General features: G+C 60.5%; 9 protein-coding genes. 7 read left to right on the forward strand and 2 right to left on the reverse strand.

The genetic code is table 11. The features are described from left to right. Nucleotides 1-152 precede the first annotated feature (152 nt). Together ACZ9IM_RS12360 and ACZ9IM_RS12365 are read right to left on the reverse strand one after the other, a co-directional pair. A complete protein-coding gene (locus tag ACZ9IM_RS12360; protein ID WP_427624537.1) occupies nucleotides 153-3,431 on the reverse strand; it encodes a sensor domain-containing protein in 3,279 nt (1,092 codons plus the stop codon). A gap of 85 nt (nucleotides 3,432-3,516) precedes the next feature. Further along, complete coding sequence (locus tag ACZ9IM_RS12365; RefSeq protein WP_007905966.1) at nucleotides 3,517-4,407, reverse strand: LysR family transcriptional regulator; 891 nt, start codon at nucleotides 4,405-4,407, stop codon at nucleotides 3,517-3,519. Nucleotides 4,408-4,567: 160 nt separating this feature from the next. Between ACZ9IM_RS12365 and leuC the strand changes: the two genes are divergently transcribed. The 7 genes from leuC (at nucleotide 4,568) to ACZ9IM_RS12400 (ending at nucleotide 14,030) form a co-directional block, all read left to right on the forward strand. Further along, a complete protein-coding gene (gene leuC / locus ACZ9IM_RS12370; protein WP_476224069.1) occupies nucleotides 4,568-5,986 on the forward strand; it encodes a 3-isopropylmalate dehydratase large subunit in 1,419 nt (472 codons plus the stop codon). An 11-nt stretch (nucleotides 5,987-5,997) separates the two neighbouring features. Then, the gene (leuD, locus tag ACZ9IM_RS12375) at nucleotides 5,998-6,642 is read left to right on the forward strand and encodes a 3-isopropylmalate dehydratase small subunit (protein ID WP_007905962.1); all 645 of its coding nucleotides are present in this window, start codon (nucleotides 5,998-6,000) and stop codon (nucleotides 6,640-6,642) included. A gap of 153 nt (nucleotides 6,643-6,795) precedes the next feature. Continuing rightward, entirely contained in the window at nucleotides 6,796-7,563 is a 768-nt protein-coding gene (locus ACZ9IM_RS12380; protein ID WP_427624541.1) for a class I SAM-dependent methyltransferase, read from the forward strand. 79 nt (nucleotides 7,564-7,642) lie between these two features. Next, nucleotides 7,643-8,725 carry a 3-isopropylmalate dehydrogenase gene (gene leuB, locus ACZ9IM_RS12385; protein WP_008007203.1) on the forward strand — a complete coding sequence of 361 codons (1,083 nt, stop codon included), beginning with the start codon at nucleotides 7,643-7,645 and terminating at the stop codon, nucleotides 8,723-8,725. Nucleotides 8,726-8,792: 67 nt separating this feature from the next. Next, a complete protein-coding gene (gene asd / locus ACZ9IM_RS12390; RefSeq protein WP_008075929.1) occupies nucleotides 8,793-9,905 on the forward strand; it encodes an aspartate-semialdehyde dehydrogenase in 1,113 nt (370 codons plus the stop codon). Nucleotides 9,906-10,154: 249 nt separating this feature from the next. Continuing rightward, nucleotides 10,155-11,165: an aspartate-semialdehyde dehydrogenase gene (locus ACZ9IM_RS12395; RefSeq protein WP_476224070.1), complete on the forward strand. Its 1,011-nt coding sequence runs from the start codon at nucleotides 10,155-10,157 to the stop codon at nucleotides 11,163-11,165. A gap of 207 nt (nucleotides 11,166-11,372) precedes the next feature. Then, complete coding sequence (locus ACZ9IM_RS12400) at nucleotides 11,373-14,030, forward strand: FimV/HubP family polar landmark protein (protein ID WP_476224071.1); 2,658 nt, start codon at nucleotides 11,373-11,375, stop codon at nucleotides 14,028-14,030. Nucleotides 14,031-14,273: the final 243 nt, after the last annotated feature.

Raw genomic sequence — 14,273 nt, forward strand, 5'->3', positions numbered from 1 at the left:
AGCGTGTAGTCTCGCTGACTACGCCTTTTTGCTGATTCCATTACGTCCTCCTGAAAAACAGATCAGAAGGTGTAAACCTTATTCAGGACGGGACAAGAGCAACAAAAAAAGGGCGCCATCCACTGGCGCCCTTTTTTGTGCCTGTGTCCGACTCATTTGAGGAGTTTCTGAAACTCCTCCACCGGCAGCGGCCGGCTGTGCAAATACCCTTGATACAAATGGCAGCCCAGCCCCTGCAAAAACGCCAGTTGCTCCAGGGTTTCCACCCCTTCGGCGATGACTTCCAACTCCAGACTGCGGGCCATGGCGACGATGGCGCGAATGATTTCGGCATCGTTGGGGTCGGTGGTGGCATCGCGGATGAACGACTGATCGATTTTCAGGGTGTCTACCGGCAGGCGCTTGAGGTAGGTCAGTGAGGAATAACCGGTACCGAAATCGTCCATCGCAAAGCTCACGCCGAGTTTTTTCAGGCGCCGCATTTTGCTGATGGTGTCGTCCAGGTTCTGGATGACGATGCCTTCGGTGATTTCCAGTTTCAGCAACGAGCAGGGCAGGCCGTGGCTGCCGAGGCTGTGTTCGATGCGTTCGACGAAATCGTTCTGGCGGAATTGTCGGGGGCTGATGTTCACGCACAGGCTGAAGTCGAGCGGATTGATCAGGCCCTTGGCGACCAGATGTTTGAAGGCTGCGCAGGCTTCGTCAAGGATCCACGTGCCGACTTCCAGAATCAGCCCGCTGTCTTCCAGCACCTTGATGAACTCGGTGGGCGATTGCGCGCCCAGTTGCGGATGGTGCCAGCGTACCAAGGCTTCGGCGCCGGTAATGCGGTTATTGCGAGCGTCCACCTGCGGTTGGTATTGCACGCTGAACTCACCCCGGGAAAGGGCAAGGCGCAGGTCGGTTTCCATGCGCAGGCGTTCGCTGGCGGCCTTCTGCATAGTGTTGTGATACATCTGCGTGGTGTTGCGGCCTGAATCCTTGGCGCGGTAGAGGGCGATATCGGCGCGTTTGAGCAGGTCGGTCGGGGTCGAGCCGTGGTCGGGGATCAGCGCGATGCCGATGCTCGGTGTTACTTGCAGGCGCTGTCCGTCGAGGAACATCGGTTCGGACAGCAGTTCGCGCAAGGTATCCGCCAACTCCCGGACCTGAGCGCTGACGTCGCTGCGCGAACCTTCCAGGCCGCTGAGCAGCACCACGAATTCGTCACCGCCCAGACGCGCGACGGTGTCCTCCATGCGGACGCTGGCTTCAAGGCGCGCGGTGATGATCTTCAGCACTGTATCGCCCACCGGGTGGCCAAGGGAGTCGTTGATGTGCTTGAAGTGGTCGAGGTCGAGGAACATCAGCGCGCCACGCAGGCTGTGGCGTTTGAGCAGGGCGATCTGCTGGCTCAGACGATCCATCAACAGGGCGCGGTTGGGCAGGTTGGTCAGCGGGTCGTGGTAGGCCAGGTGACGGATCTGCGCTTCGGCGTTTTTCAGCAAGCTGACGTCTCGGGCGGTCAGCAGCAGGCACGCCGTTTCGTTGAGGGTGATCGGCTCCACCGAGACTTCGACGGTCAACAACTCGCCGCGTTTGTTGCGCCCGAGCATTTCCTGATGGTGAACCCGGCCCTTGATCTGTAGTTCCGCCAGCAACGCCGAGCGTTGTTTCTCTTCGGCCCATATGCCCACCTGATACACCGTGCGGCCGACCACTTCATCGGCGCGGTAGCCAGTCAGGCGACAGAAGCCATCGTTAACTTCCAGGTAGCGTCCGGTGTCGCGCTCGGTAATGGTGATGGCGTCGGGGCTTGAGTGGAAAGCCTTGGCGAACTTCTCCTCGCTGGCCTTGAGCGCCGCTTCCGAGCGTTGCTGCTGGGTGATGTCGCGCAGGGTGGTGACGATGCAGGGTTGGTCGCCGACGCTGATCTGCCGGCTCGATATCACGCAGGTCAGGGACTGTCCGTCCTTGTGCCGGACGATGATCGCCACATTGTTCAGGCCCTGTTCGCGGATGACCCGCTCGATCCTTTGCAGGCTCTTCGCCGAAGCGTCCCACAGGCCGATTTCGTCGGCACTGCGGCCAATCACGTCGACGGTGCTCCAGCCGAACGTTTGAGTGAAGCTGGAGTTGATCTCGATGAAGTGACCGGTGTCCTGGCGCGTGACGCAGATCGGGTCCGGGCTGACCTGGAACAAGGTGGCGAATTTCTCTTCCGACGCCACCAGTTGCTGTTCGCGCTCTACCTGATCAGTGATGTCCAGCAGTGTGCCGGCCATGCGCAACGGGTTGCCCTGTTCATCGCGGTAGAGTCTGGCGCGGCTTTCCAGGTAGCGCGAGCTGCCATCCGTTAGCTGCACGCGGTAAGTCAGCTGGTAATTGCCGGCCGGGCCTTCGCGCAGGCTGCGGTAGGCGTCGCGCATGGTGCCGCGTTCTTCGTCGGGCACGCCTTCGAAAAACGCATCGAAGGATTCATGGAAGGGTTTGGGGTCCAGCCCATGTAACTGGGCGGCCCGCGCCGAGCCGTAAAGCATGCCGCTGGGAATGTGCCAGTCCCAGGTGCCGAGTTGCGCCGAATCCAGGGCCAGGTCGAGGCGTTCCTGGCTGTCTTTGAGGGCGTGCTCGGCGATTTTGCGTTCGGTGGTGTCGAGGAATGTGCTCAGCAGGTAAGGCTGGCCTTCGAGTTCGACCTTTTGCGCGCTGAGGATGCCGTCGTGAACCTGCCCGTTGCTGGCGCGAAATTGCACCTCCATGTTGATCAGCTCGCCTTTGGCCTTGGTGGCCTTGACCAGTTGCACCCGTTGCTCCGGGTTGACCCAAAGGCCCAGTTCCAGCGTGGTTCGGCCGATGGCGTCTTGCACCGGCCAGCCGAACAGGCTTTCGAAATACTGGTTGGCTTCGCTGATCAGGCCGTCTTCCTGGCGGGTCAGCAGGACCATGTTCGGGCACAGGTGAAACAGCGTGGCGAAGCGCTTTTCCGAGCTGCTCAGTGCCTGTTCGCGCTGGCGCTGATGGGTGATTTCACGAATGACCCCTATCATTCGTGGCCGGCCGTTTTTGTCCGGCAGCAGGCTGCCGTTGATCTCCAGCCAATGCAGACTGCCGTCGGGCCAGCGGATGCGGTGGTGCATCGCCTGTTCCAGCGGGGCGCCGGCGATCACTGCATTGAAGGCGCGGATGGCTTTCGCCCGATCCTCCTGAGGCAGCAGGTCGAGGTATTCCAGGTCCTCGGGCAACGGTTGCCGGGGATCGAAGCCGAACAACGCCTGAGTACCCCGTGACCAACTGATTTGCCCCCGCTCGATGTCCCAATACCAGGCGCCGAGCCGAGCGCCGTTGAGGGCCGCCAGCAACTGCGGGGCGCTTTCCCAGCTCTGCTCGGACCGTTTGGGGTCAAGTGCCTGAATTCGCGGCATCGGCGGCATACGTTCAACAGATTTGGGCATGGATAAACAGGCCTTGGGCTGAATTGGGCGTTAGGCACACGGTTTTGGGGCTCTATAGGCGTAGCACAAAAAGAAGAAGCACAGCTTAGCCGCGAGTCCCTGGCTGATCGATTTGTGCATCCAGCAGAGCCATGAAGGCCCGTGCCGCGTTCGACAGCGTCCGTTCGGTGTGCAGGATATAGCCTAGCTGGCGAGTGAGCTGTATGCCCGGCAAAGGTATGCGCGCCACTTGATCGTCCAGCATGGTGCGCGGCAAAACGCTCCAGGCGAGGCCAATCGAGACCATCATTTTTATGGTTTCCAGATAATTCGTGCTCATGGCGATGTTCGGCGTCAGGCCCTGGGCCTCGAACAGGCGCTGCACGATGTGGTGGGTAAAGGTGTTGCCACCGGGGAAAACCGCGGGGTGCAGGGCAATATCCGCCAGGCTGACTGGACCGTTAGCGATCAGCGAATGCTCTGGGGCGACCACGAAATCCAGCGGGTCGTCCCACACCGGCGTGGCCTTGACCAGTGCATGGGGCTCCGGAGCAAGAGTGATTACCGCCAGTTCGGCGCGGCCATGGAGGATTTCTTCGTAAGCCACTTCCGAATCGAGGAACTGAATATCCAGCGCCACTTGTGGGTAACGTCGGGTGAACTCCCTTAATAAGGGCGGTAAACGGTGCAGGCCGATGTGATGACTGGTGGCCAATGTCAGACGACCGGAGACTTCGCCGGTCAGGTTGGTCAGGGCGCGGCGGGTGTCATCCAGTACATTGAGGATCTGATAGGCCCGTGGCAGCAGGGCGCGACCGGCTTCGGTCAAGCTGACTTCCCGGCCCAGTCGATCAAACAGCCGCACCTTCAATTGCTGCTCCAGGCCAGCGATGCGCTTGCTGATGGCGGGTTGCGTCAGGTGCAGCCGTTCGCCAGCGCCGGAGAAGCTTCCGGTCTCGGCAATCGCGATAAAAGCATTGAGGTTGGCGAGGTCCATGATGATGTCTCGGTGGCATTCCAGTTGGTTATGCAAAGCATAAAAAATATGAATTTGAGTTATTTAATGTAACCCCCTAGGATCGACCTCACAAGCCAAAGGGTTATTGAGATTGCTCAAGATCCAGGGCATAGAAACAAGCTGATGAGGAAACCGTCTGATGGCCGGCAAAACGCTCTACGACAAGCTCTGGGATTCGCATTTGGTCAAGCAGCGCGACGATGGCTCGGCGCTGATCTACATCGATCGTCACATCATCCACGAAGTGACCTCGCCGCAAGCCTTCGAAGGCCTGCGTCTGGCCGGGCGCAAGCCTTGGCGCATCGATGCCAACATCGCGACCCCGGACCACAACGTTCCGACTACTCCGGAGCGCAAAGGCGGCATCGAAGCGATTGTCGACCAGGTCTCGCGTTTGCAGGTTCAGACCCTCGACGATAACTGCGACGAATACGGCATCGTCGAATTCAAGATGAATGATGTCCGCCAAGGCATCGTCCACGTCATTGGCCCGGAGCAGGGCGCAACCTTGCCGGGCATGACCGTGGTTTGCGGCGACTCCCACACCTCGACCCACGGCGCGTTTGGTGCCCTGGCTCACGGTATCGGCACTTCCGAGGTCGAGCACGTGCTCGCCACTCAGTGCCTGGTCGCGAAAAAAATGAAGAACATGCTGGTGTCTGTCGAAGGCCAATTGCCGTTCGGCGTGACCGCCAAGGACATCGTCCTCGCAGTGATCGGAAAAATCGGCACCGCCGGCGGTAATGGCCACGCCATCGAATTCGCCGGTAGCGCAATTCGCGATCTGTCGGTCGAAGGCCGCATGACTATCTGCAACATGTCCATCGAGGCCGGCGCTCGCGTAGGGCTGGTGGCCGCCGACGAAAAAACCGTGGCTTACGTCAAGGGCCGTCCATTTGCTCCGAAAGGCACAGAATGGGACTTGGCTGTCGAGGCCTGGAAAGACCTGGTCTCCGACGCGGATGCCAGGTTCGACACTATCGTCGAGCTCGATGCCACTCAGATCAAGCCGCAAGTCAGCTGGGGTACCTCGCCTGAGATGGTCTTGGCTGTCGATCAGAACGTTCCCGATCCTGCGAAGGAAATGGACCTGGTCAAGCGTGGCTCCATCGAACGCGCTTTGAAATACATGGGTTTGACCGCCAATCAGGCGATCACCGACATTCAGCTGGACCGCGTATTCATTGGCTCCTGCACCAACTCGCGGATCGAAGACCTGCGCGCTGCTGCCGTGATCGCCAAGGGCCGCAAAGTGGCTTCGACCATCAAGCAGGCCATCGTGGTGCCGGGTTCGGGGCTGGTGAAGGCTCAGGCCGAATCCGAAGGCCTGGACAAGATTTTCCTCGAAGCCGGTTTTGAATGGCGCGAACCGGGTTGCTCGATGTGCCTGGCGATGAACCCGGACCGCTTGGAGTCCGGCGAGCATTGCGCGTCGACCTCCAACCGTAACTTCGAAGGCCGTCAGGGCGCCGGTGGCCGTACGCACCTCGTCAGCCCGGCCATGGCCGCCGCCGCCGCCGTGAACGGTCGTTTCGTCGACGTCCGTGAATTGATCTAAAGGAGCGCAGCATGAAAGCTTTTACCCAGCACACTGGTCTTGTCGCGCCTTTGGATCGTGCCAACGTCGACACCGACCAGATCATTCCGAAGCAGTTCTTGAAGTCGATCAAGCGCACCGGGTTCGGCCCGAACCTGTTCGATGAGTGGCGTTACCTGGATGTCGGGCAGCCGTATCAGGACAACTCCAAGCGCCCGTTGAACAAGGACTTCGTCCTCAACGCCGAGCGTTATCAAGGCGCCAGCGTGTTGCTGGCCCGTGAGAACTTCGGTTGCGGCTCCAGCCGCGAGCACGCGCCGTGGGCGCTGGAAGAGTACGGTTTCCGCAGCATCATCGCGCCGAGCTATGCCGATATCTTCTTCAACAACAGCTTCAAGAACGGCCTGCTGCCGATCATTCTGAGCGACGCTGAAGTTGATGAACTGTTCCAGCAGGTTGAGGCGACTCCGGGCTATCAGTTGCAGGTTGATCTGCAAGCCCAGACCGTGACCCGTCCGGATGGCAAGGTGTTGAGTTTTGAGATCGATGCGTTCCGCAAGCACTGCCTGCTCAATGGCCTGGACGATATCGGCCTGACCTTGCAGGACCACGAGGCGATTGCCACGTTTGAAGCCAAACACCGCGCGAGCCAGCCGTGGTTGTTTCGTGATGCGTGATTGATTCGGAATTTGTAAGGATAGGACCGGCCTCATCGCGGGCAAGCCCGCTCCCACATTGGATTTGCGCTGTTCACAAAACCTGTGGGAGCGGGCTTGCTCGCGAAGACGACAGACCAGGCATCACAAGACTCATTCCCAAAAGGAAGTCCCATGACCAGCACCGCCCCACACAGTCAGGTAGTACAAAAGCAATTCGGTGAACAGGCCTCGGCCTATCTGAGCAGCGCCGTACACGCTCAAGGCACTGAATTCGCGCTGCTACAGGCTGAACTGGCGGGGCAGGGTAATGCTCGTGTGCTCGACCTCGGTTGCGGGGCCGGTCATGTGAGTTTTCACGTGGCTTCGCTGGTCAAGGAAGTGGTGGCTTACGACCTGTCTCAACAAATGCTCGACGTGGTGGCCGCTGCTGCTGTCGATCGCGGCTTGGGCAATGTGTCCACCGTACTCGGTGCCGCCGAGCGCCTGCCGTTCGCCGATGGCGAGTTCGATTTCGTTTTCAGCCGCTACTCAGCGCACCATTGGAGCGACCTTGGGCTGGCCCTGCGCGAAGTTCGCCGGGTGCTGAAGCCGGGTGGGGTGGCGGCGTTCATCGATGTGTTGTCGCCGGGCAGCCCGTTATTCGACACTTACCTGCAAAGCGTCGAAGTGCTGCGCGACACCAGCCACGTGCGCGATTATTCTGCTGGCGAGTGGTTGCGTCAGGTCAGCGAAGCGGGGTTGCATACCCGCAGCACCACGCGCCAACGGCTGCGTCTGGAGTACACCTCCTGGGTCGAGCGCATGCGCACGCCGCAGGCGATGCGCGCGGCAATCCGCGAGTTGCAGCAATCGATGGGCAATGAAGTTCGCGAGTATTTTGAGATTGAGGCCGATGGCTCGTTCAGTACAGATGTGCTGGTGCTGATGGCTGAACGATAAGCTCTGAAGCATAAGCGCCGAGCGATAGAATTTTTCCGGGCGTGCCCAAGGGCGTGCCGACTGATGACATGAGGAAAGCATGAGCAAGCAGATTCTGATTCTCCCGGGTGACGGTATTGGCCCGGAAATCATGGCCGAAGCAGTCAAGGTGCTGGAGCTGGCGAACGACAAGTACAGCCTGGGTTTCGAACTGAGCCATGACGTGATCGGTGGCGCCGCCATCGACAAGCACGGCGTGCCGCTGGCTGATGAAACCCTGGCCCGTGCCCGTGCCGCCGATGCGGTATTGCTGGGCGCCGTGGGCGGCCCGAAATGGGACACCATCGAGCGTGACATTCGCCCTGAGCGCGGTCTGCTGAAAATCCGCGCGCAATTGGGCCTGTTCGGCAATCTGCGTCCGGCGATCCTGTACCCGCAACTGGCCGAGGCTTCCAGCCTGAAGGCAGAAATCGTGGCGGGCCTGGACATCCTGATCGTCCGTGAACTGACCGGCGGCATTTACTTCGGCGCGCCACGTGGCGTGCGTGAACTGGAAAACGGCGAGCGTCAGGCCTACGACACCCTGCCGTACAGCGAGACCGAAATCCGCCGTATCGCCCGTGTCGGTTTCGACATGGCCCGCGTACGCGGCAAGAAGCTGTGCTCGGTGGACAAGGCCAACGTGCTGGCCTCCAGCCAACTGTGGCGTGAAGTCGTCGAGCAAGTGGCCAAGGACTACCCGGACGTCGAACTGAGCCACATGTACGTCGACAACGCCGCCATGCAACTGGTGCGTGCACCGAAGCAATTCGATGTGATCGTCACCGACAACCTGTTCGGCGACATTCTTTCCGACGAAGCGTCGATGCTCACCGGTTCGATCGGCATGCTGCCGTCGGCATCGCTGGATGCCAACAACAAAGGCATGTACGAGCCATGCCACGGTTCGGCGCCGGACATCGCTGGCAAGGGCATTGCCAACCCGTTGGCGACCATTCTGTCGGTGTCGATGATGTTGCGTTACAGCTTCAATCTGCAGGATGCGGCCGATGCTATCGAGAAGGCCGTGAGCCTGGTATTGGATCAGGGCCTGCGCACGGGCGACATCTGGTCGGCTGGTTGCACCAAGGTCGGTACGCAGGAAATGGGCGATGCAGTAGTCGCCGCGCTGCGGAATCTGTAATCTCTTTGGCCCGCTGCAATTTTCAACCATGAAAGCAGCGGCCCACTTTTAAGAAGGTGTAGTTGCGATGAAACGTGTAGGTCTGATCGGTTGGCGCGGTATGGTCGGTTCCGTGCTCATGCAGCGGATGCTGGAAGAGCAGGACTTCGATCTTATTGAGCCGGTGTTTTTCACCACTTCCAATGTCGGTGGCCAAGGCCCGTCCGTGGGCAAGGACATTGCTCCACTCAAGGACGCTTACAGCATTGAAGAGCTGAAAACCCTCGACGTGATTCTGACCTGCCAGGGTGGTGACTACACCAGCGAAGTTTTCCCGAAGCTGCGCGAAGCCGGCTGGCAGGGTTACTGGATCGACGCCGCTTCCAGCCTGCGCATGCAGGATGACGCGGTGATCGTGCTGGACCCGGTGAACCGCAAGGTCATCGACCAGCAGCTCGACGCGGGCACCAAGAACTACATCGGCGGCAACTGCACCGTCAGCCTGATGCTGATGGGCCTGGGTGGCCTGTTTGAAGCTGGTCTGGTCGAGTGGATGAGCGCCATGACCTATCAGGCTGCGTCCGGTGGCGGCGCGCAGCACATGCGTGAACTGATCAAGCAAATGGGTGTAACCCACGCCGCTGTCGCCGATCAACTGGCCGACCCGGCCAGTGCCATCCTCGACATCGACCGTCGTGTTGCCGAAGCCATGCGCAGCGACGCATACCCGACCGAAAACTTCGGTGTACCACTGGCTGGCAGCCTGATCCCGTGGATCGACAAGGAACTGCCGAACGGTCAGAGCCGCGAAGAGTGGAAGGCCCAGGCCGAGACCAACAAGATCCTCGGTCGCTTCAAGAGCCCGATCCCGGTGGACGGCATCTGCGTGCGCATCGGCGCCATGCGTTGCCACAGCCAGGCGCTGACCATCAAGCTGAACAAAGACGTGCCGATCGCCGACATCGAAGGGCTGATCAGCCAGCACAACCCTTGGGTCAAGCTGGTGCCGAACAACCGCGAAATCAGCATGCAGGAGCTGAGCCCTACAAAGGTCACCGGCACCCTGAACGTGCCGGTTGGCCGTCTGCGCAAGCTGAACATGGGTTCGCAGTTCGTCGGTGCCTTCACCGTCGGCGACCAACTGCTGTGGGGCGCGGCCGAACCGCTGCGTCGCATGCTGCGGATTCTGCTTGAGCGTTGATTGATTGATGTAATGAAAGAGCCCGTGCCTTGAAAGAGGTGCGGGTTTTTTGTTCCCGCCGATCGTTCCCACGCTCTGCGTGGGAATGCATCCCGTGACGCTCCGCGTCACTGCTTCAACGGCGGACGCAGAGCGTCCATGGCGGCATTCCCACGCAGAGCGTGGGAACGATCAAATCCCCCGTCGAATTGCCTCACTGCCAACCACCCGGTAAAGTGCCGCTCCCCCCGTTTCGCCAGAGGTAGAACCATGAGCCAGTCCTTTGATATTGCCGTGATCGGCGCCACCGGTACTGTCGGCGAAACACTCGTCCAGATTCTCGAAGAGCGGGACTTTCCGGTCGGTAACCTGCACCTGCTGGCGAGCAGTGAATCGGCCGGTCATTCGGTGCCGTTTCGCGGCAAGAACGTGCGGGTGCGGGAAGTCGATGAGTTCGATTTCAGCAAAGTCCAGTTGGTGTTCTTCGCCGCCGGCCCGGCGGTGACCCTTAGTTTCGCTCCGCGTGCCACGGCCGCCGGTTGCTCGCTGATCGACCTGTCCGGCGCCTTGCCGGCCGATCAGGCGCCGCAAGTGGTGCCTGAGGCCAACGCTGAAATTCTGGCCGGCCTGAAAAAACCTTTCCAGGTCAGCAGCCCAAGTCCTTCGGCCGCGACGCTGGCGGTGGTGCTGGCGCCGTTGCTCGGTTTGCTCGACCTGCAACGCATCAGCCTGACGGCGTGTCTGGCGGTCTCTGCCCAAGGCCGCGAAGCGGTCACCGAGCTGGCCCGGCAAACCGCCGAGCTGCTTAACGTGCGTCCGCTGGAGCCGGCTTTCTTCGATCGGCAGATGGCTTTCAACCTGCTGGCGCAAGTCGGTAAGCCTGATGATCAGGGCCATACGTTGCTGGAAAAACGCCTGGTGCGCGAACTGCGTCAGGTCATGGCGCTACCGTTATTAAAGATTTCCGTCACTTGTATTCAAGCTCCGGTGTTTTTTGGCGATAGCTTTAGCGTGACCTTGCAGTCGTCGAGCGCTGTCGATCTGGTGAAAGTCAACGCAGCTCTGGAAGCGGCGCCCGGTATCGAACTGGTCGAGGCGGGTGATTACCCGACCGCGGTAGGCGATGCAGTAGGGCAGGACGTGGTTTACGTTGGTCGGGTTCGCAGCGGGATCGACGACCCGGCGGAACTTAATGTGTGGCTGACGTCAGATAACGTACGCAAAGGCGCCGCGCTCAATGCTGTGCAGGTGGCTGAATTGTTGATAAAAGACCTGCTGTAAAAGATACTTGGCAACAATTTATCGAATGATTCCCGTCAAGCGTCATGCTTGGCCGGAATGCTTAAGGTGAGCCACCCCGCAGGGCTTCCCATTGCATGAATGAAATGATCGCGCGCGACGACCTTCGCCGCCGCGCGCAATGCCTTACGGCAGCGGCAATCAACACCTTCTCGCTGGCCGAGGAATGTTCAAACAAAGGAAGAGGTTATGGTTCAAGTTCGCAAACTGGTGTTAGCAATAGCGGCCGCCTCGGCGCTGTCCTCCGGTATGGCGCATGCCCTCGGGCTCGGGGAATTGACCCTGAAATCGACGCTGAACCAGCCTCTGGTCGCAGAAATCGAGTTGCTCGACGTCAAGGACCTCACGGCTGCCGAAGTGGTGCCGAGCCTGGCCTCGCCCGACGATTTCGCCAAGGCCGGTGTCGATCGTCAGGCGTTTCTCAATGACCTGACCTTCACCCCCGTGCTTAACGCCAGCGGCAAAAGCATCCTGCGCGTCACGTCCAGCAAACCGCTGTCCGAACCGATGGTGAAATTCCTGGTTCAGGTGATGTGGCCCAACGGTCGTCTGCTACGCGACTACAGCGTGCTGCTCGATCCGTCCAAATTCTCGCCGCAGACCGCCGATGCCGCCGCACAACCAGCGCCAGCCCAAACGGTGACTGCGCCAGTCACTGGCGCGACCAAATCGTCGCAATACACCACCACGCCGCGCGATACCCTGTGGGAGATCGCCGCGAAGGCGCGTAACGGTGGTTCGATCCAGCAGACCATGCTGGCCATCCAGGCGCTGAACCCGGATGCGTTCATCGACGGCAACATCAATCGACTGAAAGCCGGTCAAGTGCTGCGTCTGCCTGATCAGGTGCAGAGCACCAACCTGCCACAGCCCAAGGCCATCGCTGAGGTCTCCGCGCAGAACACCGCGTGGCGTCAGGGTCGTCGCTACGTGGCGAAACCGGGAACCGGTCAGCAGCAACTCGACGCCACCAAACGCGCTCGCGGTGAAGGTGCTTCATCGCAGCCTGCCACAGACAAACTGAGCCTGGTGTCTGCCGATACCGGCAAGGGCGGCAAAGGTGCCGCTGGTGATGCGAAAGCGTTGAGCAACAAACTGGCTGTCACCCAGGAAAGCCTCGACACTACTCGTCGTGACAACGCTGAACTGAAAAGCCGCATGAGCGATCTGCAAAGTCAGCTGGACAAGCTGCAACGCCTGATCGAACTGAAGAACAACCAATTGGCCAAGTTGCAGGCCGAAGGCGGTGCGGATGCACCAGCGGCGGCTACGACCGCTCCGGCGATGTCGGCTGAGCTGACGGCCAGTCCTGCGGCATCGCCTGCGGACGCGGCTCCGGCCCCGGCCCCTGCGCCAGAGGCTGCCGCGCCAGAAGCCGTTCCGGCGCCAGCCGTCGAGCCAACACCTGCGACATCCGATGATCAGAAATTCAACGAGTTGCTGACCAACCCGATCCTGTTGGGTCTGGTGGGTGGCGGTGCGGTGGTTCTGTTGCTCTTGCTGCTGTTGCTGGCCCGTCGCCGCAAAGCCCAGCAAGAAGCCGAGAAGCATCTGCGCATGGCCCGTGCCTTGGAGGAGGAGCAAGAGTTCTCCGTCGACCAGGACCTGCCGCCAAGCAGCTTCGAAGGCCTGGAAGTTCCGCCGCCGAGCGTGAAACTTGCGACCGCGCCAACGCCTGCACCCGCGCCGGCCCCGGTGATTGCTCCGGTTGTGGTGACGCCGCCGATCGCTGCGCCACTGGTGTCGCCTGCCGCCGAGCGTTCCGATCGTTCCGACGACGTACTGGCTCAGGCGCAGTCGCACATTGCCGGCGGTCGTCTGAATCAAGCCGCCGCATTGCTGGAAGACGCTATCAAGCAAGAGCCGCAACGCAGTGACCTGCGCTTGAAGTTGATGGAAGTCTACGGTCAGCAGGGCGACCGCGATGCGTTCGTCGCTCAGGAGCGTCAACTGGTGGCCAACGGCGATAACTTCGCCCGGGTTGAAGAATTGAAAAGCCGCTTCCCGGCCATGGCTGTTGTGGTGGCCAGCGGTCTGGCTGCCGCCGCCATCGCTGCCGAGCTGGACGCGCAATACGTCAAGGACCTGCTGCTGGACGAGCCGCAAGCCCCGGAGCCGGCATTGTCCGACTTCGACAGCGCCTTCGATCTGAGCCTGGACGATCTGGAGGCGGCTGCGCCGATCGCGCCAGTTGTTGCTGCGGAGCCGGAGGTGGAGCCAACGCCCGCACCAGCACCAGAAGAGCTGGCTGAGCTGGACGAATTCCCGCTGGACGACGATCTGAGCTTTGAGTCGGTGTTGCAGCAACAGACTGAAATCAAGGAAAACCTCGACGATCTGTCGGTCTTCGACCTGGACATGGATCTGGGCGGCGACGCCTCGCCGGCAATCCTGGCCGAAGATGACTTCCTGCTGAGTCTGGATGACGATCTCAAGGATTTGCCTGTCGCCGAAGCGGCGCCCGTGATCGAGCCGACGCTCGACGACCTGGAGCTGCCAGCGGATTTCGACCTGTCGCTGGCCGATGAAATGGACGCCGCTGCCCCGGACCAGCCTGATGCCTTCGAAAGTGAACTCAACGACGTCAACGCTGAGCTGGATCGTCTGTCCCAGAGTTTAGGTGAGCCTAGCTTCACCGCCGAAGACGCTTTGGCCTCCGCAGCTGATGAGCCGGACTTCGATTTCCTCTCCGGCACCGACGAAGTCGCCACCAAACTCGACCTGGCCCAGGCCTACATCGACATGGGCGACAGCGACGGCGCTCGGGACATCCTCAATGAGGTGGTGACCGAGGGTGATGCGGGTCAGAAGAGCGAAGCCAAGGAAATGCTGTCGCGTCTGGCGTGATTGATCGATAAAGGTGTAAGTAAAACGGCAGCCCTGTGAGGCTGCCGTTTTTGTTTGGGTGCTGATGCATTGACGTCAGCTATACCGCCATCGCGAGCAGGCTCGCTCCCACAGGGTTTGGTGCCAGGCACACACGAGGCGAACAACCCCGATCAAATGTGGGAGCGAGCCTGCTCGCGATGAGGGCATCCCGTTCAGCATCAAACCCGGCATTGCACTGATTGGATGGGGCACGAAGATCAC

The organism is Pseudomonas sp. TE12508, assembly GCF_056279485.1.

What these genes read in the sequence shown, in the direction of transcription:
- ACZ9IM_RS12395 (WP_476224070.1), top strand. Translation starts at nt 10,155, where the DNA reads ATGAGCCAGTCCTTTGATATTGCCGTGATCGGCGCCACCGGTACTGTC.
- leuC (WP_476224069.1), top strand. Translation starts at nt 4,568, where the DNA reads ATGGCCGGCAAAACGCTCTACGACAAGCTCTGGGATTCGCATTTGGTC.
- ACZ9IM_RS12365 (WP_007905966.1), bottom strand. Translation starts at nt 4,407, where the DNA reads ATGGACCTCGCCAACCTCAATGCTTTTATCGCGATTGCCGAGACCGGA.
- ACZ9IM_RS12400 (WP_476224071.1), top strand. Translation starts at nt 11,373, where the DNA reads ATGGTTCAAGTTCGCAAACTGGTGTTAGCAATAGCGGCCGCCTCGGCG.
- ACZ9IM_RS12380 (WP_427624541.1), top strand. Translation starts at nt 6,796, where the DNA reads ATGACCAGCACCGCCCCACACAGTCAGGTAGTACAAAAGCAATTCGGT.
- leuB (WP_008007203.1), top strand. Translation starts at nt 7,643, where the DNA reads ATGAGCAAGCAGATTCTGATTCTCCCGGGTGACGGTATTGGCCCGGAA.
- leuD (WP_007905962.1), top strand. Translation starts at nt 5,998, where the DNA reads ATGAAAGCTTTTACCCAGCACACTGGTCTTGTCGCGCCTTTGGATCGT.
- asd (WP_008075929.1), top strand. Translation starts at nt 8,793, where the DNA reads ATGAAACGTGTAGGTCTGATCGGTTGGCGCGGTATGGTCGGTTCCGTG.
- ACZ9IM_RS12360 (WP_427624537.1), bottom strand. Translation starts at nt 3,431, where the DNA reads ATGCCCAAATCTGTTGAACGTATGCCGCCGATGCCGCGAATTCAGGCA.